Origin of the sequence: Sphingomonas kyeonggiensis, from assembly GCF_014196745.1 — a bacterium.
GTDB lineage: Bacteria > Pseudomonadota > Alphaproteobacteria > Sphingomonadales > Sphingomonadaceae > Sphingomonas > Sphingomonas kyeonggiensis.
The window spans coordinates 1,895,467-1,918,219 of the sequence record NZ_JACIEH010000001.1 but is presented as its reverse complement, the minus strand read 5'-3'; the positions used below and the strand labels follow the sequence as shown (position 1 = coordinate 1,918,219).

General features: G+C 67.2%; 8 protein-coding genes. 3 read left to right on the top strand and 5 right to left on the bottom strand.

Going from position 1 to position 22,753, the window contains the following annotated elements; translation table 11 throughout:
• Positions 1-108 precede the first annotated feature (108 nt).
• A complete protein-coding gene (locus tag GGR46_RS08915; RefSeq protein WP_183996527.1) occupies positions 109-15,207 on the top strand; it encodes a right-handed parallel beta-helix repeat-containing protein in 15,099 nt (5,032 codons plus the stop codon).
• A 176-nt stretch (positions 15,208-15,383) separates the two neighbouring features.
• The gene (locus GGR46_RS08910; protein ID WP_183996525.1) at positions 15,384-15,815 is read left to right on the top strand and encodes a hemerythrin domain-containing protein; all 432 of its coding nucleotides are present in this window, start codon (positions 15,384-15,386) and stop codon (positions 15,813-15,815) included.
• Here the strand turns inward: GGR46_RS08910 and GGR46_RS08905 are convergent.
• Both GGR46_RS08905 and hemN read right to left on the bottom strand, forming a co-directional pair.
• The gene (locus GGR46_RS08905) at positions 15,802-16,542 is read right to left on the bottom strand and encodes a Crp/Fnr family transcriptional regulator (protein WP_183996523.1); all 741 of its coding nucleotides are present in this window, start codon (positions 16,540-16,542) and stop codon (positions 15,802-15,804) included. The two genes, GGR46_RS08910 and GGR46_RS08905, sit on opposite strands and share 14 nt — an antisense overlap.
• Positions 16,543-16,566: 24 nt before the next feature.
• Positions 16,567-17,889: an oxygen-independent coproporphyrinogen III oxidase gene (hemN, locus tag GGR46_RS08900; protein WP_183996521.1), complete on the bottom strand. Its 1,323-nt coding sequence runs from the start codon at positions 17,887-17,889 to the stop codon at positions 16,567-16,569.
• Between the two features lie 124 nt (positions 17,890-18,013).
• Between hemN and GGR46_RS08895 the strand changes: the two genes are divergently transcribed.
• Complete coding sequence (locus GGR46_RS08895; RefSeq protein WP_183996519.1) at positions 18,014-18,691, top strand: OmpW/AlkL family protein; 678 nt, start codon at positions 18,014-18,016, stop codon at positions 18,689-18,691.
• 44 nt (positions 18,692-18,735) lie between these two features.
• Here GGR46_RS08895 and paoC read toward each other — a convergent pair whose 3' ends face one another.
• Genes paoC through paoA form a run of 3 tightly spaced genes read right to left on the bottom strand, consistent with a single transcriptional unit; the run spans position 18,736 to position 22,526 of the window.
• Complete coding sequence (gene paoC, locus GGR46_RS08890; protein WP_183996517.1) at positions 18,736-20,928, bottom strand: aldehyde oxidoreductase molybdenum-binding subunit PaoC; 2,193 nt, start codon at positions 20,926-20,928, stop codon at positions 18,736-18,738.
• 3 nt (positions 20,929-20,931) lie between these two features.
• Positions 20,932-21,882, bottom strand: a complete 951-nt coding sequence (locus tag GGR46_RS08885) for an FAD binding domain-containing protein (RefSeq protein WP_183996515.1) — start codon at positions 21,880-21,882, stop codon at positions 20,932-20,934.
• Complete coding sequence (paoA, locus tag GGR46_RS08880) at positions 21,879-22,526, bottom strand: aldehyde dehydrogenase iron-sulfur subunit PaoA (RefSeq protein WP_183996513.1); 648 nt, start codon at positions 22,524-22,526, stop codon at positions 21,879-21,881. The genes GGR46_RS08885 and paoA overlap by 4 nt, the downstream gene beginning before the upstream one ends.
• Positions 22,527-22,753 lie beyond the last annotated feature (227 nt).

Sequence of the window (22,753 nt, the reverse complement as noted above, 5' to 3'; positions counted from 1 at the left end):
GAGGCATCGGCGCCGCGGTGGTAGCCGTTGCCGAGGCGTCACGACCCGTATTCGAAGCATTGGCATTTCTGCCAGCTCCGGGCGTGCGCCGATCGGGGGAGAATGTCCGTGCAGAAGCTCAATCGTGGCCGTGGCCGCCTGCTGCTGTCCACCTGCCTTAGCGGCGTGGCGCTGGCCTGGGCGCCGGGCGCACAGGCCCAGGCGCAGGACAAGGCCCCGACTTGGAAGCCCCGCGCCGAAGTCGATGCGCGCGCCGCCGACGGCAGCAGCCAGGTCTCCTTCGAGCTCTTCGCTCCCGTCGCGCAGAACGACAGCAACCTGCTCTTCGTCGCTGGGCGGGTCGGCACCGACGAGCGCTATGACCGCAACGGATCGGTAACGATCGGCGGGCGCGGCAAGATCGGCGAGGACGTGGCGATCGGCGTCAACGCCGGTGTCGACTTCTACAAGACCGACATCACCTCGCGCGACCAGACCGCAGTCTCGTTCGGCCTCGAGGGCTTCACCTCGGTCTTCGACCTGCACGTCAATTATCGCCTGCCGGTGAACAACCGGCGCACGATCGGCTATCTCGATCCCAATTCCAGCCCGGCGGGGACGCTCTCGGTCGAGAACAACCGGCTGATCGAGCGCAAGCGCGGCTGGCGGCTGGAGGAAGTGCCGCTCGCCGGCGCCAATGCCGAGATCGGCGCGACTGCCGCGCTGAGCAAGGACCTCAGCCTGCGCGGCTCGCTCAGCGGCTTCGACTATCGCGACGATGCGGCGAGCAAGGCCTATCGCGGCGTGCGCGGCGGACTCGAGCTCGGTATCGAGGACCCGCTGGGCACCGGCGGGCGCTTCTCGGTCGGCGCCGAGCTGCAGAACGACAATCGCTGGGGCACCCAGGCGCGCGGCACCGTGCGCCTGTCGATCCCGATCGGCCGCGGCGCGCGCGATCGCAGCGCGGGCACCAGCGGCCTCGATCGCCAGATGGGCGAGCGCCTGCGCCGCGACTACGTCACGCCCTCGGGCACGCGCTACACCGACCTGACCAGCACCGGCTTCGCGATCGACGCGCGCACCGGCGTGGCGTTTGGCGGGGTCTATTTCACCAGCGGTTCCGGCACCGCCGGCGCCGCGGGCACCAGCACCGCCACGACCACGCTGGGCGACGCCGTCACCCGTGCGGGCGCGAACGGCATCGTCGTCGCGCTCGGCAATGCCGGCACCATCGCGAGCGGCGGGGTCACGCTCGCCACCAACCAGTATCTGGTCGGCGGCGCGAGCAGCGTCAGCGTGCGCCATTCGGACGGCTCGGTCAGCGGGTTCAGCTTCGGCGGCACCAATGGCACGATCACCGGCAGCAATGCCGGCGGCGCGGCGATCACGCTGGGCCAGGGATCGGTGGTGCGCGACGTGACCGTGCGCGGTGCGGGCTCGGGCATCCTGGCGAACGGCGTGGGCGGCTTCGCGCTCGAGCGCGTGGTGATCGAGAACACCGGCGCGGCGGGGCTGACGCTCACCAACACCACCGGATCGGTGGTGGTCGATGGCCTGACCGTGCGCGGAGGCGCGGGTGCGGGCGTGGTCATCAATGGCGGCAGCAACGTCACGCTGCGCAACTCGATCATCGGCGGTGGCGCGGGCGCGATCGACATCAACGATGCCGGCGGCAACCTGACGACTACGCTTTCCAGCCTGACCCTGTCGGCGACCGGCGGCACCGTGCTCGACATCGATGGATCTGGCGCCGGCACGGTTACCGTGGCGGGCCTGTCGGGCATCAACATCACCGGCGGCAATGGCGAGACCGGCGGTTTCGCGGCGCGCAACGTCACCTTCGATGCCAGCGCAACCGCGGGCATCCAGGCGGTCAATGCCGGCGCGATGCAGGTCGGCACCACCACGGCGCGCGTGGGCGGCGCCGGTGTCACCCTGACGGATGTCGACGGTGCGCTGAGCTTCGCCAATCTGAATATCGCCAACAATGGCGGCACCGGCCTGACGGTCAACAACACCAAGACCGGCACCTTCACGCTGAGCACGGCGGCCGGCACCACCGACACCACCGCGGGCGCGGCACTCAACCTCGATCCGCTGCTGATCGACCTGACCTTCTCCAGCGTGCGCTCGACCGGTGCGGCCGGCGCGGCGATCGTCCTCGACAATGTCCAGGGCGCGGGCACCGGCGGCAATGCGCTGACGATCGGCGCGCTAACGATACTCAATAGCGGCCAGCAGGGCCTGTTCATCACCGGCGGCTCCACCGGGCTGGTCACGATCGGTGGCGGTTCGATCACCAACAGCGGCGGCGCTTCCGTCCAGGTCGGCGAGGCCGGCGTTGCAGGCAGCGGCGGCACCATCGGGCTCAACTTCGGCGCGACGATCACCGATGCGGGCGCCGGACCTCTGGTCTCGCTGTTCAACACCGGCGGCGCGATCCGCTTCACCGGGGCGATCAGCGGCGCAGGGCCGATCACCATCGGCGGCACGGCCGCCGGATCGAGCGTGACTTTCGCGGGTGCGACGACGATCACCGGCTCCACCTCGCCGGCGCTTTCGATCGACAACACCGCAGGCGGCGTCGCCTTCACCGGCCTGCTCACCATCGCCAATCCGGCCGGCACGGGCATCGTGATCGGCAATGTTCCCGGCGGGGTGACCTTCGGCGATGTCGACATCACAGGCCTGGGGGCAGGTACCGGCGTCAACTTCACGGGCACGCACGGCAATGTGACCTTCGGCACGCTCGACATCACGGGCACCGGCGCGGCCGGATCGACCGGCATCGACCTGACCGGGGCGACCAATGCCGGCGCGATCACCATCGCCAATCCCAGCGTGATCCAGGGCGTCGACATCGGCGTGAACCTGACCAACGCCAACATCACGGGCAGCTTCCGCTACGGTGACGGCAATGCAGCCGACGGGCTGGAGAGCCGGATCACCGCCAACACGGTGATCGTGGTCGCGGGGATGAACGCCACGCACGGCACCTACGACTTCGCCGACGTCAATCTCGACGGCAACACCAACAACATCACCGGCGGCAGCTTCACTGCCTATTACGTGCTTGCGGGCGCGAGCGGTGCGGGCACGGCGAACGATCCGGGCAGCATCGCCGGCGCGGCGGCGTCGGGCGCGCAGTACATCGTGCTGCTCAACAACCCGAATGGCGGCCAGGACGTGATCGACACGTCCGGCCTGTCCGGCGGCGCACTGAGCCTCACTGCCGGCCAGTCGCTGGTCAGCTTCCTCAATTCCGATTTCTTCGCGGTGACCGGCGCGACCGTGCCGGCCAACCTGATCGTCTCGAACCTCGGGCCGACGGGGATCACCAATACCTATACCGGCTCGGGCGCGGCGGTGCTGACCAGCAGCACGGGCGGCTCGACGGTCGTCCTCGCCAACAATACGACGCTCGACGGGGTGATCATCCATAATGACACGGCCGGAACTGCCGTGGTGGGTGCCGGCGTGTCCAACGTCATCATCCGCAACTCGACCGTGTCGGGCAATGGCGGCGCGATCTCGATCTTCGACGGCATCAATGCCGCATCGGTGACGCTCACCAATGTCGACCTGTCGGCAAGCGGCGGCACTGTGCTGACGCTTAACGGTGGCGGCGGCGGCACGCTCAACGTCTCCGGCACCGATGTCAGCGTCACGGCGACGGGCGCGGCGCGGGGCGCAAGCCTGTTCGACGTGAACCTCGGCACGCTCGACATCAGCTCGATCACCACGGGAAGCTCGAGCGGCACTGCCGTTTCGCTCTCCGGCCTGACCGGAGGAACGCTGAACATCGGCAGCGTCACGGTTGGAGGTGCCCCGCTGGGCGGTGGCGTGGCGGTGACGAACAACGCCGCGACGCTGAATATCGGATCGGTGGCTGTCGCGAACACCGCGGGCGTCGGCCTGTTGGTGACGGACAACAGCGGATCGGTGACCGTCGGGCCGGTATCGGTCGCTAACAGCGGCAACGCAGGGGTTGCGCTCTGGAACAATAGCGGTGCCATCACCCTTGGCGCGACCACGGTCTCCGGCAGCGGCAGCGATGCAGTGTCGCTGTCCAACAACGGCGGAACGATCGGGCTGGGCACGCTGACGCTCTCGGGCTCGGCCGGCGCCGGGCTGTGGATCAACAACAACAGCGGCAGCGTGACCGCGGCGGGCGGATCGATCACCGGCGCGGGCAGCAGTGGCGTGGTGATCGGCGGCGTGGCCGCTTCCGGCAGCGTGACGATCGGCTCGATCGGCGTGACCGGCAGTAACGATTACGGGATTTCGATCCGCGACGTGGTCGGCACGGTGACCTTCACCGGCACCACCAGCATCGCGAACAGCTCGGGCATCGGGCTCGGCACCGGCAGCAGCGGCGCGATCAGCTTCGGCGATGTCGATATCACCGCGCTGGGTGCGGGGCTCGTCGGTCTCGACGCGCGCCAGGCTTCGGGCACGGTGACCTTCGGCACGCTCGACATCACCGGTACCTCGACCACGGGCACGCGCGGCATTGACCTGACCGGCGCGAGCTTCGCCGGCAACCTGATCGTCTCGGGCAGCAGCACGATCACCGGTGTCGGCACCGGCGTCGATCTGACCAATGCCGCGATCACCGGCACCTTCCGCTTCGGCGACGGCTCGAGCACCGATGCCAATGGCGCCGGTTCGACGATCAGCGCCACGACTCCCATCGTCATCGCCGGGCTCAACGCGCTTGTCGGCACCTATGACTTTGCCGATGTGAACCTGGCTGGCGACATCAGCACGCTGGCGACTTCGGCGAGCGTCTATTGGGTGCTGGCGGGTGCGAGCGGCGCGGGTTCCAAGACCGATCCGGGCAGTCTGGCCGGTGCGGCTGCATCGGGCGCCGACGTCATCATCCTGATCAACAATCCGGCCGGCGGCAACGACGTCCTCGATGCCAATGACGCGACCTATGGTACCGGCGGCACTTTCACGCTGATCAACGGCCAGCAGCTGCGTGGCTTCCTGAACGGCGACACGATCACCCTGCCGGGCGGTGCTCCGGCGAACATCCGCCTCTACGGCATCGCGCCGGGTCTCGTGACCAATCCGTTCGCCGGCTCGGGCGCGCCGACGCTGACCACCAGCGCGGGCGGTGCGAGCACCGTCGTTGTTACGCGCAACAACCTGATCGACGGCCTGGTGATCGCCAATGGCGGGATCGGCAGCGGCGTGTTCGGTTCGGGCGCCACCAACGTCACGATCCGCAACAGCTGGATCTCGGGAACGGACGGCGCGATCGACTTCGGCAGCAGCAACGCGGCGGCCCCTGCGAGCATTGCGCTCAGCAACCTGCGTCTCTGGGCCGGTAACGGCTCGACCGCACTGATGGCCTATGCCTCCGGCGGCGGTTCGACCACCATCAGCCAGCTTTCGAACATTACGATCGAGGGCGGACATGGCGAAGCGGGCGGCGCCTATTTCGGCGGCGCGACCTTCGATGCGGATACCACGACGGCCGGCTTCCAGGCCGTCGATGCTTCGCTGCAGATCGGCAGCGCCGTCACGCGGGTCGCCGGCGCGGGCCTCGATCTCTTCGGCGCCCTGGGTGCGCTGAACTTCACCAGTCTCGGCATCTACAACCAGGGTTCCACCGGCCTCCGCCTCGGCGCCTCGGCGCTCAGCCTGAGCAGTGCCGCCGGCACGATCGATACCGTCAACGGCACTAGCCTGGCGCTCAGCAACGCGGCGACCGATCTGGTGCTCGACCGCGTCGCACATGCGGGCACGAACAGCGGCATTCTGATCACCGACCTGACTGGGACGGGCACGGGTGGCCGGGCGCTGACGGTCGCCAATCTCGGCATCAGCTCGGCCTCGGGCAACGGCATCTGGATCGGCGGCGATAATAACGGCACGATCAGCTTCGGTGCGGCATCGAACATCAGCGGCACCGCCCTCACCGCGATCACGCTGAGCAGCGGCACCGGCACGCTCGACTTCCGCTATGACGGCAGCGTCAGCCAGTCGACCAATGTGGCGCTGCTCGACATCACCAACCACAGCGGCGCGGTCACCTTCGGCGCGACCAGCACCCTCTCGGCCACCAACGGCACCGGACTGCGGTTCACCAATGCCGACGGCAGCTATGCCTTCAACGGCACCGCCACGCTGAACGGCGGCGATGCGGGTATCGACATCCTCGGGGGTTCGGCCGGCAGCTTCACCTTCGGTGCCGGCACCACCATCACCAGCCCGAGCGGCCCTGCCTTCGCCATTTCCAGTTCGACGTCGAACGTGACCTATCTGGGCACGATCAATCAGGCGACGGCGATTTCGCTGGCGCTGGCCGTGTCGACCCATTCCGTGGGCACGCTGGACTTCAGCGGGGCTAACGTGAACGCTTCGGGTGGCCTGGGCCTGACGTTCAACGATGCGGACGGCACCTACAGCTTCGGCAATCTGAGTGTGACCGGCGGTGGTGGCGTGTCGATCACCAACGGTTCGGCCGGCAATTTCAGCTTCGGCGCCGGCACCAGCATCGCCAATGCGAGCGGGGCCGCGTTCAGCGTATCGAGCTCGACGGCGAACGTGAGCTATGCCGGCAGCATCACCCAGTCGGCCTTCGGGACGACGGCGCTGGACGTGGCAGCGCATTCCGCCGGTACGCTCGACTTCACCGGTGCGACCTTCAACGTCACCGGCGGCAACGGCCTGTCGTTCAACGACGCGGACGGGACCTACAATTTCGGGGCGATCACGCTGTCCGGCGGCGCGCGCCTGGCGATCCTTGGCGGCTCGGCCGGCAATTTCACCTTCGGCGACGTCGACATCACCGGCCTTGCGGCGAACACCACCGCGGCTGACCTGACGGGCGCGACCGGCAACGTCACCTTCGCCACGCTCGACATCAGCGGCGCCTCGACGACCGGCACGCGCGGCATCGACCTGACCGGCAGCACCGCTGCTGGCAATATCATCATCAGCGGCAGCAGCACGATCACCGGCGTCGGCATAGGCGTCGACCTCACCAACGCGGCGATCACCGGCAATTTCCGCTTCGGCGACGGCTCGAACACCGATGCCGACGGCGCGGCGTCGAGCATCACCGCGGTCAAGCCGCTGGTCATTGCGGGGCTGAATGGCGGCGTCGGCACCTATGATTTCCTCGACGTCAAACTGAACGGCGACACCACGAACCTGTCCGTCTCGGCCTATTTCGTGCAGGAAGGCGCCACCGGCATCGGTACCTGGAACGATCCGGGCTCGCTCGCCGGCGCCGAGGCGTCGGGCGCGACCTATATCGTGCTGCTCAACGATCCGACCGGCGGCAGTGACACGCTCGACGCGACGGCCGGCGCGGGCGGCTCGCTCGATCTCGCCGGCGGGCAGGCGCTGCTCGCCTTCCGCGATGTGGACCGGTTCACCGTTGGCGGCGGCGCGCCGATCAACGTGAAGCTCTTCGACGTCCAGACCGGCGAGATCGTCAACCCGTTCACCGGATCGGGTGCGCCGACGCTGACGGCAAGCGGTGCCAATGCCACCGTCACGCTGGCCGGCAACAACACCATCGACGGGGTGGTGATCGCTAACAGCGGCACCGGTGCCGGTGTGCTCGGCAACGGCGTGGCGGGCATCAACACCATCCGCAACAGCACCATCTCGGGTGGCGCCGCAGGCGCGATCCGCTTCTATGACAATGCGGCCAACACCGTGGTGGCGCTGCAGAACCTCACGCTCGCCGCGAACGGCGGCAACATCCTGGCGCTGGACGGCACGGGGGCGGGCACGCTGACCGTGTCGGCACTTTCCAATCTGACCGCGCTCCACACCACCGAGACCGGCGGCTTCGTCTTCGCCGATGTCGCTTTCGATGCCGATACGGCGACTGCGGGCGTGCAGGATGTCGCGGCCGGCGACCTGACGCTCGGCACCGTAGCCGCGCGGATCAACGGCACTGCGCTCAACTTCTCGAATGTCTCGGGCACGCTGAACTTCGGCAACCTGAACATCGCGAACGATGGCGGCACCGGCCTGATCGTCGCCAATTCCAAGGCGAACAACTTCGTCCTCGGCACGACCGGCGGCGCGGTCGACACCACCAACGGCACTGCGATCGACATCGATCCGCTGACCGTCAACATGACGCTGGGCTCGGTCAAGTCGAGCGGCGGCGTCTATGGCCTGTTGCTCGACCAGGTCCAGGGCAGCTTCACCGTGACCGGCACCGTGGACGTGAGCAACGCCAGCAACACCGCGATCGCGGTCCGCAACAACACCGGAGCAGCGTTCGCGGCCAAATTCCAGGGTGCCGTCACGGTCAACGGCACCACCGGCGCCGGCGTCGCGCTCACCAATAACACCGGCGCGACGATCGACTTCACCGGCGGTCTCGGGATCACGACCACGACCGGCCGGGGCTTCTTCGCCTCGGGCGGCGGCACGCTCAGCGTTACCGGCACCGGCAACACCATCACCACCGGCGATGCCACGGCGCTGGTGTTGGGCAACGTGACGGTCGCCAACGCGGGTGTTTCGTTCAACAACATCACCGCTGCGCCCGCCGCGGTGCAAGCCTTGGTGATCGGCGGGACCGCGCTCAACGGCGCGCTCAACATCGGCGGGCTCAACATTGGCGGCGGCAGCACCGGCGTTCTGTTGCAAAGCCTGAGCGGCTCCGGCGGCGTCAACTTCACCGGCACGCTCGATCTCGACACCACGGGAGTCGGCTTCGACCTGAACGGTGCGGTCGGCACGGTCAACATCGCCAATGCGTCGGGCTCCACGCTGACGATCGACGGCGCCTCGACCGGCATCCGCCTCAACGGCATGACCGGCGGCACGGTCAATGTCGGGAACAACGGGGGCCTCGCTTCGATCGGTGCCATCACCAGCTCGACCGTAGCGGCGATCGGTATCACCGGCACCTCCGGCGGCACGCTGAACTATGGCGGCACGATCAAAGCGGGCGCGGGCTCGGTGCTGTCCGTGTTCAGCAGCAGCATGCTGGCCACGCTTTCGGGGACGATCAACTCGACCACGACCGGGACCGCCTTCAGCTTCTTCGGTGCCGGTGGTATCTACACCATCTCCGGCTCGGTGAACCACACTGGCGGCACCGGCGTGGACGTCAATGCTACCAGCAACGGCAATGTCAGCTTCCTGAACGCGAGCAAGACGTTCAGCACGGGCGCCAACACCGCGATCAGCATGGCTGGCACCGGCACGCTGACGCTGCTCGGCGGTGGCCTCGGCATCACCACCACCAGCGGTACCGGCTTCAGCGCGACCGCAGGCACGGTTGCCGTCCTTGGTTCGGGCAACACGATCACCACGGATACTGGCCAGATCCTCCGCCTGAGCGGCGTGACCAGCGGTTCGGGCGGCATCACCTTCGATTCGCTCACCGCCGCGGGCACGGTCGCCAACAACGGCATCCTGCTGAGCGGACTCAGCGGCGCGGCCTTCAATGGCGGCATCGTCAACATCGGCGGTACCAGCGGTGCGGCCAATGACGGCATCAAGGTGGCCACCGGCACTGCGGCGATCACCTTCGGCGACACCACGATCGGCACGGCCGGCAGCAACGCCATCGAACTGCTCAACAGCAATTCGGCGGTGACCTTCGGCACGATGAACCTGGCCGGTGCGAATGGCAGCACCGTGGTCATCGCCGGTTCGGGCGGCCCGGTCACCCTGGGCACCGGCACCATCACCGCCACCGGCGCGGCCAATTATGCGGTTTCGCTCACCGGCGGCACCGCCGACGTTTCGGTGGGCTCGGCGCTCAACGGCACCAACCTGGTCCAGATCGTCGATCACGAGACCGGCACCGTCACCTTCAGCGGCGACATGGCGTCCACGGTGGGCGGCATCTCGGTCACCAACGTCAATTCGGGCCTGATCACCTTCACGGGCCAGACACTTGCGCTGAACGCCACCGCCTTCGGTGTCACGCTGGCCGGCAACAGCGGCGGCACGATCGACTTCAACCCGACCACCGGCGGCAGCGGCCTCGACATCGTCAGCACGGGTACGGGTTTCACCGCGGGCTCGGGCGGCACGGTTATCGTGCGCGGCAACGGCAATTCGATCAGCACCACCGGCACCGGCACGGCGCTCAGCCTGCAGAACGTGACCATCGGCCTCGAAGGCTTCACCTTCGGCGGCGTCAGCGCCAACGGCGCGACGACCGGCATCCTGCTCAACGGCGTCGGTACGGTGGCGCCTGCGATCGGCCTCGGCACGGTGAACCTGCAGGGCATCACTTCGCGCGGCATCGACGTCACCGGCATCCTGGGCGCGGGACTGTCGATCACCGATCTCGATATCGGCTTGAGCAGCAACAGCGCGGTCGCGCTCGACCTCAACGGCGCCACGGTCTCTTCCTCGATCATCATCGGCGACTTCGACGTCACCAATTCGGGTGGCGCGGGCACCAGCATCGGCGTCGACCTGCGCGGAACCACCGGCCATGCCAACATCCTGCTCGGCGGCCAGCTCGGGGCCTCCAGCTCGATCGCGGGCGTCGGCACCGGCATCTATCTCAATGCCGCGACCGACGCGCAGGTCACCTATGGTGACGGCGAGTCGGGCATCGATACGAGCTCGACCATCTCGGCGACCACCGCGATCAATGCGAGCGCTGCGCCGACCGTGGGAACCTACGACTTCCGCGACGTTGCCTTCTCCGGCAGCCCGGGCTCGGGCTTCGGCCTCAACAAGATCTACTTCGTCGATTCCGACGGCGCCGCCGGTGGTGGTGACGGCAGCGGCTCGGACGGGCTCAACCCGATGACACTGGCCGCAGCCGAGCTCGCCGCAGCGAACGAGGACATCATCGTCCTGATCAACAACGGCAGTGCGATCAGCGCAGCCGGTTCGAACGGCAACAATTCGCTGGTGCTCGCCCCCAACGCCCAGGTGCGCGGCTTCGGCAATGGTTCGGACGGCGGTGCAGGCACCGGCAGCGCGCCGATCGTCATCACGCTCACCGTGCCATCGACGATCCTGCTGTCGGGCGGCGGCTCGGTCAGCATCGCCGATCCCACCGTCACCGGCGGTGCGGCGACGCTCACCAGCTCGGCGGGCAGCAACGTGATCACCCTGGCCGCTTCGGGCAACCATCTGTCGGGCTTCATCCTGGATGGCGGCGGCGCAGCGTCGCGCGGCATCAAGGACAATGGCGCCGGCGCGAGCAACACGCTGCTCGACTATCTGACGGTGCGCAACTTCGGCACGATGGGCATCGAGATCACCCCATCGACCAGCACGACGATCGACCATGTCCTCTTCTCGGGCAATCCGGGCGGCGACGTGCTGCTCAACGCCGCGAACTCGGTGCTGACCAACATCACCAGCAACGGCGGCGATATCACGCTCAACAACGCCACCGGCACGACGACGCTGACCAACGTGGACCTGACCGGCGGCGCCGGCCTGATCTTTGCCAATGCAGCGGGCACGATCAACGCGACCAATGTCGACATCACCAATCCCCTGGCCGCAGGCCTGACGATCTCGGGCGGTACGGCGTCGTTCAACTTCGATTCGGACAGCTTGGTGAGGAAGAGCTCTGCGGGCGCATCGCTGAGCATCGGCGGCGGGCACACCGGCGGCACCTTCGTCTATGCCGGCACCCTCGACATCACCGGCGGCACCGGCCTGCAGTTCGACAATGCCGACGGTACCTACAACTTCACCGGCACGACGACGCTGGCCGGTGGCAATGCCGGAATCGATATCCTCAACGGTTCGGGCGGTACCTTCAGCTTCGGCACGAACACCGCGATCACCAGCCCGTCGGGCACTGCGTTCAACGTCTCGGACAGCACTGCGGCGATCACCTATAGCGGCAGCATCACCCAGGCGAACAACGCCGCGCTGGTCTCGTTCCTCAACCATTCGGGCGGGACGGTCACCTTCCAGACCGGCACGCTGAGCGCCACCAACGGCACCGGCCTGCAGTTCGACAATGCCGATGGGACCTACAACTTCACCGGCACGACGACACTGAACGGTGGGGACGCCGGTATCGACATCGTCAATGGCTCTGCAGGTACCTTCGGTTTCGGCACGGGCGCTTCGATCACCCATGCCGCGGCCGGCGACGCCTTTGTCCTCACCGACAGCAACGCCACCCTGACCTATTCGGGCAATATCGACGACAGCAACGGCCATGCCGTCCGCATCGACAATCACGATGCCGGCGACATCCTCTTCCAGACCGGCACGATCACGTCGAGCGGCGCCAACGCGCTGGGCATCAGCCTGAGCAACAGCAATGGCGGCACGATCAGGTTCACCGGCCAGACCACGCTGTCCACCCAGGCGAACAACGCACTGGTTCTGAGCGCCAATGCGGGCGGGACGATCGAGTTCAGCCCGACCGACAATTCCCAGGACCTGTTCATCACCACGACGAGTGGCACCGCCATCACCATGTCGGGCGGCGGTATCTTCAACGTGCTGCACAACAACAGCAACTTCAACCGGATCGCCACCGGCTCCGGCACCTTGTTCGACATCAGCAATGCAACCGCAGCGACGACGACGTTGAACCTGCGCTTCGTGGATGCCAGGAACACCGGCGGCGCATCGCCGACGAACGGCATCCTGATCAGCCGGACGGCGGGCACGCTCAATGGCTCGATCGACATCACTGCCGGCGCGATCACCGCGACCAACCGCGGCATCGATGTCGATGGCGGCAGCCTGTCGCTCACCTACAACGGCACCATTGCCACCAGCGGCACCACGGCACGCTCGGTGGAGGTCACGAACATGGCCGGTGGCACCGTAGCGCTGAACGGCAATCTTACCGACACGGCACTGGGCATCAACGTCTCGAACAACAGCAGCGGTTCGGTCGCGTTCTATGGTCCGACGATCGCGCTCACGCCGGTGGCCAACCAGACGGCGGTCACGCTCAGCAACAACGGCACCACGTCGATCAGCTTCTCCTCGGCTGCCGGAGGCAACGGCTTCGACATCGTCGCCTCGGGCACCGGCAAGGGCATCGACTTCACCGGCGGGGGCAATCTGCTCGTCTACGGTCCCGGCGCCTCCATCACGACCCAGAACGGCCAGATCCTCAACCTCGTCAACGGCAACGCCAACAGCGCGCTCGGCATCAACTTCGACTCACTGGCCAGCACCGGCTCGATTGCCGGCACCGCGATCAACATCAGCAATATCGACGGCGGTACGCTGAGCGCTGGTACCGTATCGATTACCGGCACCTCCGGCGCCACGGCGGACGGCATCTTCTATGGCGGCGGATCGACGATGAACGTCAGTCTCGGCACCGCGACCATCGGCAACATCGGTGGCGATGGCATCGAGATCAACGGCTCGGGCAACGGATCGTTCGCCGCCACCAGCATTTTGATCGGCAACATCGGTGGCAATGGTGTGGAGATCAACGGCTCCACCAACAGCGTGACGCTGTCCGGCGGCTCGATCAGCGGCGCTACCTATGGTGTCCATGTTCTGGGCGGCACCGGTGCGGTCAGCGTGGGCAGCTCGATCACCAAGACCGCCAGCGGCAATGTGGTGTTCGTGGACGGTCACTCCGGCGGCAACCTGACCTTCTCGGGCAACATCAGCGCCACGGGCGGGTTCGACAACGGCATCCTGGTGCAGAATGTCGCCTCGGGCAGCGTGATCTTCTCGGGCACCAAGACGCTCAGCACCGGCGCCTATACCGCGGTGCGGCTGCTCAACAATTCCGGCGCGATCAACTTCCTGAACGGCGGCCTGGCGATCACCACCACCGACGGTGCGGGCTTCCAATCCACGGCCGGGGTTCTCACCGGCACGGTCACGGTCGAAGGTGCGGGCAACACCATCTCCAGCGGCCTCGGCACCGCGCTCACGATCATCAACAACAATATCGGCGGGAACGGAGTCACCTTCCAGAGCATCTCGTCGAACGGTGCGGCCAACGGCATCCTGCTCAACAACACCGGTTCGTCGGGCGGCCTGCGCGTCACCGGCACGGGCACGGCAGGTTCGGGCGGCACGATCCGGAACTCGACGGGCGACGGCATCAGCCTGACCGGCACCGAGAATGTCCGCCTCGCCTATATGAACGTCAGGAACAACCGGGGTAACGGGATCGGCGGCTCGAACGTCAACGGCTTCCTGATCGACAATCTGACGATCGAAGAGAACGGCACCGACAACGGCACCGACGAGTCCGGCATCAATCTGGTCAATCTCCGCGGCTCGGATTCGTCCGGCACCCGGCCGACGGGCATCTTCAACTCGACCATCCGGAACAACAACGAGTTCGAGGTGCAGATCAGCAACTCGAGCGGCACGCTCACCAATTTCCAGGTGGTGAACTCAACCTTCTCCGCTAACGGCACAACGATCAACGGTGGCAGTGGCCCGCACGGCAATCTGTTCAACTTCCTGGGTACCGGCACGTCGGTGATGGGGATCAGCGTATCCGGCAGCAGCTTCACCGGTGCCGCGTCGGTTTTGGGCAGCGGGTTGTTCATCGACAGCTCGGGCACGAGCATGGACGCGAACATCGCCGGCTCGACGTTCACGAACAACAATAACGGCATCAACATCTCGACCGGGCCGGGCTCGACCGCGATGACCTACCGCATCGATGGCAACACCATCACCGGTTCGCGCTCGACCGCGATCAACGATTTCCAGAACGGCAACGCGCCCTTCACTCGCACGGTCAATGGCACGATCACCAACAATATCATCGGAACCGCCGGTGTCGCCCAATCGGGATCGACCAACGGCAACGGCATCTCCATCAGCAATGAAGGCGCGGTTACTGCCACCTATCTGATCAAGGGAAATACCATCCAGCAGATCGGCACGAGCGGAGGTCTCGGAGGCGCCGGCATTTCGGTCATCACCGGGCTCTTCGGCGTGCCGACGGGCGGAAAGACGACCAGTGTCACGATCCAGAACAACACGATCAGCAACATTCTGAACGACAGTGGCATAACCATAATCAACGCGCAGGATAATAGCGGCACGCAGCCGAAGATCGCGGTCAGCCTGTCCGGCAACGGTTTCGTCAACACCTACAACAACCAGAATATCTACCTCGAATCCTCGAACGGCGGCCAGGTTCTGGTCGAGCAGCTGGCGGCCAGCGCGAGCGCCAACGCCAACGAGCTCGACGACAAGAATGGCGGCAACGATCCCACCAAGATCGTTACGTCGGGGACGATCACCTACGGCCAGGCGATTCCTGACCTGCCGACCGCTCCGGTGCTGCCCTGATCTCGTAACAGTGCCCGCCGGCGGTGCGTCGGCGGGCATGGGCTGAAGTTCGTATCGCTGCTCTGCCAAAGCCACATTTGACGCGCGTCAATTGGGGATCGCCGGGATGCAGATAAATCAGGCGGGATGCGAAAGATCACATCACGACGTGTCTCTATCCGCCCTTCGATCTGCCCATGAACATTTCTGCCTTCGATGCCCTGGAAGACGATCACGCCGTGCAGCGCAACCTGTGTCACGACCTCGAGACCGTCGCCGACGGATTGCCGGCCTTGCCTCGATCCGAGGAGATCTTGCGGTTGTGCGAAGCGATCCAGCGTGTGACCGTCCTGCATTTCTCCCGGGCAGAACGCCTGTTTGCCGGATTGCCCCTGGCACATCGGCCGGGGCCGGCATTCCTCTCTGCACTGCACGAGATGCACCAGTTCGACCGGATGCATGGAGAAGACTTGGCGAGCGAACTGTGCCGCAGCATCGAGCCGGGTGCCGAGCGCGACGTGGGCAAGCTCTCCTACATGCTGCGCTGCTTCTTCGACGGTTGCCGTAGGGCGATCGCCCTCAAGGAAAGCGGGATCGAGATCGCCCGGCGCGGGCTCATGCCGGGTTGACGATCGCGCGCAGGCTGGCCTCACGCAGCACGGTGCAGCCGCGATCCCCCTTGGCAAAGGCGAGGATGCCCGTCGCCTTGAGCTGCGAGAGCTGGCGGCTGACGGTTTCGATCGTCAGCCCCAGATAATCGGCCATCTCGCCCCGGCTGATCGGGATGGCGATACGTCTGCCGCCGCCAGCTTCGGGGTGACCGGTCCGCTCGACCAGGTCGAGCAGGAAGCCGGCGATGCGCTCGCGGGCGTTGCGGCGGCCGAGCGCGAGCATCCGGCCGCGCGCGTCGCCGAGCGCCAGCAGGGTGCGGCGGAGCAGCATGCGCTCCATGCGCGGATGGTCCTCGAGCGTGCGCTCGAACGCGGCGCGGGGATAGATGCACAGGTCGGTCTCGCACAGCGCCGAGACGGTCAGCGTCGCATCCTCCTCGAACAGCTCGCCGACGAAATCGCCGGGGAAGAGCAGGCCGACGATCTGCTCGCGTCCATCGGTGGTGGAGGCAGTGACCTTGAGCATGCCCTCGACCACGGTGGCGCAATGATTGTTGCGATCGCCGGCCCAGTTGAACGCCTGGCCCGCGGGCAGGGTGCGGCGCCTGCCGATCGCGTGGAGCGCCGACAACTCGCTGTCCGCCATCGCCGCGCAGAGCGAGCTGCCCCGGGCCTTGCAGGAGAGGCAGCGAGCGGGGGCGCAGCTGGCATCGGTGCGATCCTGGAGCAGGCCTTCGGTGAGCATGACGGACGCTTTCGGCTGGAGGGGCTAAACGGCGCTGCTGAAGCGCGTTGCGCTCGCCGCGCGCCAGGGATCGAAGGTCGCCGCGATCGTGCGGGCATAGGGCAGAGCGGCCTTGCCGAGCAGCAGCCGGGTGCCGGCCCAGGCGATCAGGCCATGCGCTTCGAACGGCATCAGGCGGGCGCGGATATCGACCAGTTCGGGCACACCCGTGCATTCGGCCTCGCCGCGACAGAGCAGCGCCTCGATGATCGCCCCGCGGCGGCGGTCGCCGGCGCTGCGCCGGATGCCGCGCGCGGTGGCCAGCTGGCCATTGGCGATGCGCAGGTGATAGCGGCCGGCATTCTTCTCGTTCTGGAGCAGCGCGCCTGGAAAGGCGCTGATCGAGGAGGCCCCCAGGCCGATCAGGACCTCGGACTGGTCCTCGGTGAACCCCTGGAAGTTGCGGCGCAGCGTCCTGGCGCGCGTGGCACGGGCGATCGCGTCGTGCGGCACGGCGAAATGATCGAAGCCGACCGCGTCATAGCCGGCGCCGGTGAGCTTGCGATGCGCCTGCTGAGCCATGGCGAAGCGCGCCGCGGCGCCGGGGAGGCGGGTCGCGTCGATCCGGCGCTGGCGTGGGAGCAGGTGCGGGACATGGGCATAGCCGAACACCGCGAGCCGCTCCGGATGCATCGACAGGGCGATCTCCAGCGTCTCGTCGAGGTCCTCCGAGAACTGGCCGGGCAGGCCGTACATCAGGTCGAAATTGATCGACTCCACGCCGGCTACCCGCAGCCGGCCGGCGGTGCAGGCGATCTCCTCGGTCGGCTGGATGCGGCCGATCGCGCGCTGGATGTGCGGGGCGAAGGTCTGGACGCCCAGGCTGGCGCGGGTGACCTTGTTGCGGGCGAAGGTCTCGGCCCATTCCCAGCCGAAGCCGCGCGGATCGAGCTCGACCGAGACGGTAGCGCCGGTGCAGGCAAAGGCGTCGTGCAGGCGCCGCGTCAGCGCACTGAACTGCGCAGGAGCGAGCGCATTGGGACTGCCGCCGCCCCAGGCGATGCGGGCGATTCGGCCGCGCCCGTCCAGCTTCGCCGCGATCAGGTCCATCTCCTCCCCCAGCCGCTGGACATAGGCGGCGACGCGGGCGGTGCGGTTGGCCGCGCCGGTGTTGCAGCCGCAATACCAGCAGATCTCGTGGCAATAGGGGATATGGAGATAGAGCGAGACCGGCTCGTCCTCCCGCACCCGTGCGAGTGCATGCTCCATGTCGGCGGGGCCGACATCGTCGCCGAACTCCGCCGCGGTTGGGAAGCTCGTGTAGCGGGGCACCGGCGTGGCGAGCAGCTCAGGGTGATAATTCCACATGGCATTTCCCTGCGAGCCCGGCGGCCCGGGGGCTTTGATACCGATCAAATCGCGGTTTGCGTTGCTGCAATGCGGCGGGCCGGGCCGGCGCGCATCTCCTGGCGCGACAACACAGGAGGTATTCATGAAGACCCTGATCGCCCTGGCCGCCGCCGGCCTGATGGTCGCCATTCCCGCCAGCGCCCAGACGAACGACGAGACCGGCATCAGGGCGGGTGACGTGCTCGTCCGGCTGCGCACGATCCTGGTGGCGCCGAACGAGAAGTCGAACGGGATCAAGCCGACTTTCCCGGGCGAAAAGGTGAAGCTCGACAATGCCTTCATGCCCGAGATCGACGCGACCTACATGGTCACCGACGCTATCGGCTTCGAGCTGATCGCCTCGACCACGAAGCACGACTTCTCGGGCGTCACCGGCACCACCGGATCGATCGGCAAGCTCGGCTCGACCTGGGTGCTGCCGCCGACGCTGACCGCGCAATATCACTTCAATTCGCGCGGCAAGGTGCGGCCCTATCTCGGCGCGGGCGTGAACTACACCGTGTTCTGGGACGAGAAGGCATCGGCCGGGCTGCAGGGCGCGGTCGGCAAGACCAGGGTGCGCATGTCGGACAGTTTCGGCTGGGCGGCACAGGCGGGCATGGACGTCGACCTGACCCGCAAGGTCTTCCTCAATCTCGATGTGAAGTACATCGACATGCGCACCGATGTGCGGCTCGACACGACGGCGATCGGCACGCAGCGGACGCGGGTGAAGGTCAACCCGCTGGTGTTCGGCCTGGGGCTTGGCGTCCGGCTCTGAACCTTTGCAGGGAAGGGTCGGCGGCTATGTCGGCCCTTTCTGCCTCAGGCGTATTCCGGCATCCCTTCGAGCAGCTTGTCGAGCGTGACCGGATAGTCGCGCACGCGCACGCCGGTGGCGTTGTAGATGGCATTGGCCACCGCCGCGCCGACCCCGCAGATGCCGAGCTCGCCCACGCCCTTGGCCTTCATCGGCGAGGTGGTGGGATCGGTCTCGTCGAGGAAGATCACTTCCTGGTGGGGGATGTCGGCGTGCACCGGCACCTCGTACCCCGCCAGGTCGTGGTTGACGAAGAAGCCGAAGCGCTTGTCGACCGCAAGCTCCTCCATCAGCGCCGCGCCGGCGCCCATGGTCATCGCCCCGATCACCTGGCTGCGCGCCGAGACCGGATTGAGGATACGGCCGGCGGCGCACACCGCGAGCATGCGGCGGATGCGGATCTCGGCGGTGGCGGCATCGACGCCGACCTCGACGAAATGCGCACCGAAGGTCGATTGCTGGAACTTGCGACCCAGGTCGCCATATTCCATCACGTCCTCGGCGACGATCTCGCCCGTCTTCGCCGCATCGGCAAGCGGCACGCTGCGCTTGCCCGCGCGGACCTTGCCGCCGGCGAACACTGCGTCGTCCGAGTTGAAGCCGAGCTTCTGCGCCACCGCCTCACGCAGCTTGACGCAGGCGGCATAGACGCCGGCGGTGGCGCTGTTCGCACCCCATTGGCCGCCGGAGCCCGCCGATATCGGGAAGCTGGAATCGCCGAGCTTCACCACCACCTTGTCGAGCGGCACGCCCATCATCTCCGCGGCGGTCTGGGCGACGATCGTGTAGGTGCCGGTGCCGATATCGGTCATGTCGGTCTCGACCGTGACCACGCCATTGGCGCCGAGCCGCACGCGCGCGGCGGACTTCATGTTGATGTTGTTGCGGAAGGCGGCCGCCATGCCGATGCCGACCAGCCAGCGTCCGTCGCGCACCTGGCCCGGCCTGGCATTGCGCTCTGCCCAGCCGAACCTGTCCGCGCCGGTGCGCATGCACTCGATCAGCCGGCGCTGCGAGAAGGGACGCTCGGGCTTCTCGGGATCGACCTGGGTATCGTTCAGCGCGCGGAACTCGATCGGATCGAGGCCGAGCTTCTCGGCCATCTCGTCCATCGCGATTTCGAGCGCCATCATGCCAGGTGCCTCTCCCGGCGCGCGCATCGCATTCGCCTCGGGCAGGTTGAGCACTGCGAGCTTCTGGCCGATCAGGCGATTGGCGCCGGCATAGAGCAGGCGGGTCTGGGCGACCGAATTCTCGCCGCCGCCGCCGGGCAGGTCGCCGCACCATTCCTCATGCGCGATGGCGCTGATCCTGCCGTCCTGGCCGGTGCCGATACGGATGCGCTGGATTGTCGCCGGGCGGTGGGTGGTGTTGTTGAACATCAGCGGGCGGGGCAGGGCGACCTTGACCGCGCGGCCCACGGCCTTGGCGCCCAGCGCCGCCAGGATCGCATCGGCGCGGACGAACAGCTTGCCGCCGAAGCCGCCGCCGATGAACGGCGAGATCAGCCGGACATTCTCCTTGGGGATGCCGAGCGTCTTGGCGACATCGCCCTGGCCCCAGGCGATCATCTGGTTGGACGTCCAGAGCTGGAGCTTGTCGCCATTCCAGGCGGCGATCGAGGCGTGGGGCTCCATCATCGCATGGGCGTGATCGGGCGTGGTGTATTTCTGGTCGAACTGAACCGGCGACGCGGCGAAGGCGCCGTCGAAATCGCCGACCTTGGCGTTGTTGCCGCCCGCCTTGACCGCGCTGTCCACCGAGGCGGCGAGGTCATAGGCGGCCTTTTCTCGGGCATAGTCGACCCGGACCAGGGCCGCCGCGGCACGTGCCTGCTCGAAGGTTTCGGCGACGACCAGCGCGACGGCCTGGTGATAATGCTCGATATCCGGCCCGCCGAGCAGATTGGCGGTGTTGAAGCTGCCCTTGCCCAGCTTGCCGGCATTGTCGGCGGTGACGATCGCCAGCACGCCGGGCGCGGCCTTGGCGTCGCGCAGGTCGATGCCCGTGATGCGGCCCTTGGCGATCGCCGAGCCGACGACATAGCCATAGGCAGGATTGGTCACGATGTCGCGATGCTCATAGGCATAGCGGGCGGTGCCGGTGGTCTTGAGCGGCCCTTCGATACGGGGCGTGGGCTTGCCGACGATCTTGCCCTGATCGATCGGATTGGTGCCGGCGGGCGTGGTGAACTTCATGGCTCAGGCCCTCGCTTCGGCAATGGCGGCGGCGAGCGTGCGCTCGGCCAGCACCAGCTTGAACTTGTTCTGCTCGGTGGGCTTTGCCCCGGCAAAGGCGATGGCCGCAGCGGCTTTCGCCCCCTGCGCCAGTGCCGCCTCGGCTGCCTCTACCCGCCAGGGCTTGTGCGCCACCCCGCCGAACGCGACACGGCCGGAGCCGTCCTTCTGCAGGATCGCGCCTACCGAGACGAGCGCGAAGGCGTAGGAAGCACGGTCGCGCACCTTGTGGTAGATATGCGTGCCGCCGACCGGCCTGGGCAGCGTCACCGCGGTGATCAGCTCGCCGGCGGCGAGGCTGTTCTCGACATTGGGCGTGTCGCCGGGGAGCGTGTGGAACTCGGCGATCGGGATCGAGCGGGTTGCGCCGTCCGCGCGCACCGTTTCCACTACCGCGTCGAGCGCGCGCATCGCGATCGCCATGTCGCTGGGGTGGGTGGCGATGCACGCCTCGCTCGCGCCGATCACCGCCATGCCGCGGTTGACCCCGCCGATCGCGGCACAGCCGCTGCCGGGCTTGCGCTTGTTGCAGGGCTGGTTGGTGTCGTAGAAATAGGGGCAGCGGGTGCGCTGGAGCAGATTGCCCGCGGTCGTCGCCTTGTTGCGCAGCTGGCCCGATGCTCCCGCGACGAGCGCGCGGGAGAGCAGGGCATAATCCTTGCGCACGCGCTTGTCGGCGGCGAGATCGGTGTTGCGGACCAGCGCGCCGATGCGCAGCCCGCCTTCCGGCGTCGCCTCGATCCGATCGAGCCCGAGATGGTTGACGTCGACCAGGTGCGTCGGCGTCTCGATCTGCAGCTTCATCAGGTCGAGCAGGTTGGTGCCGCCGGCGATGAAGCGGGCGCCCTGGGTGCGGCCGACGATCGCGGCGGCCTCGGCGGGGCTGTGCGCCCGCTCATAGCTGAACGCCTTCATGCCTTCCTCCGTGCGGCGACTTCGCTGATCGCCTCGACGATGTTGGAATAGGCGCCGCAGCGGCAGATATTGCCGCTCATCCGCTCGCGGATCTCGTCGGCACTCATCGCCGGCTTGCCCGCGATGTCGCCGGTGACGTGGCTGGGGATGCCGGCGCGGATCTCGTCGAGCACCGCCACCGCCGAGCAGATCTGGCCGGGGGTGCAATAGCCGCACTGATAGCCGTCATGCTTGACGAAGGCGGCCTGCATCGGGTGGAGCTTCTCGGGCGTGCCCAGCCCCTCGACCGTGGTGATCGCATCGCCTTCGTGCATCACTGCGAGGCTGAGGCAGCTGTTGATCCGCCGCCCGTCGACGATCACCGTGCAGGCGCCGCACTGGCCGTGGTCGCAGCCCTTCTTGGTGCCGCCGAGCAGCAGATGCTCGCGCAGCGCATCGAGCAGCGTCGTGCGGGTGTCGAGCTCCAGCGCATGCGCCTTGCCGTTCACCTTGAGCGTGACGCTGGCCATCACCGGGGTGCCGGCGCCGGCAGAAGCTGCGGCCTGTGCTTCGGCGGAGGGCGCCGCGGCGGTGGCCGCCACCGAGGCCGCGCCGCCGATCAAGACGCCGCGCCGGGAAAGTTCGAAATCAGCTGGTCCGTGCATAGCGGCATCTGCTCCTCGTAACGCTGGTGCGTGCCCGACCTTGCGGGTTCTAGCGCGAACAACGATCCTCGCAAAGCTTGGCTTCATTGCCGGGGATAGGCCCATGCCGAGCTGGCCTGTCGGAGGAGACGTTGCCGGTATCGTGGACGACAGGCGCAAGGCCGCGATGACGGACCGGGCCGCGGCAAAAGCCCGCGTGCCTGCCGGAAGCGCGCGGACAAGGGTGG

Coding starts and splice junctions, on each gene's coding strand:
- GGR46_RS08885 (WP_183996515.1), bottom strand. CDS start 21,882: ATGAAGGCGTTCAGCTATGAGCGGGCGCACAGCCCCGCCGAGGCCGCC.
- GGR46_RS08895 (WP_183996519.1), top strand. CDS start 18,014: ATGAAGACCCTGATCGCCCTGGCCGCCGCCGGCCTGATGGTCGCCATT.
- paoC (WP_183996517.1), bottom strand. CDS start 20,928: ATGAAGTTCACCACGCCCGCCGGCACCAATCCGATCGATCAGGGCAAG.
- hemN (WP_183996521.1), bottom strand. CDS start 17,889: ATGTGGAATTATCACCCTGAGCTGCTCGCCACGCCGGTGCCCCGCTAC.
- GGR46_RS08905 (WP_183996523.1), bottom strand. CDS start 16,542: ATGCTCACCGAAGGCCTGCTCCAGGATCGCACCGATGCCAGCTGCGCC.
- GGR46_RS08910 (WP_183996525.1), top strand. CDS start 15,384: ATGAACATTTCTGCCTTCGATGCCCTGGAAGACGATCACGCCGTGCAG.
- paoA (WP_183996513.1), bottom strand. CDS start 22,526: ATGCACGGACCAGCTGATTTCGAACTTTCCCGGCGCGGCGTCTTGATC.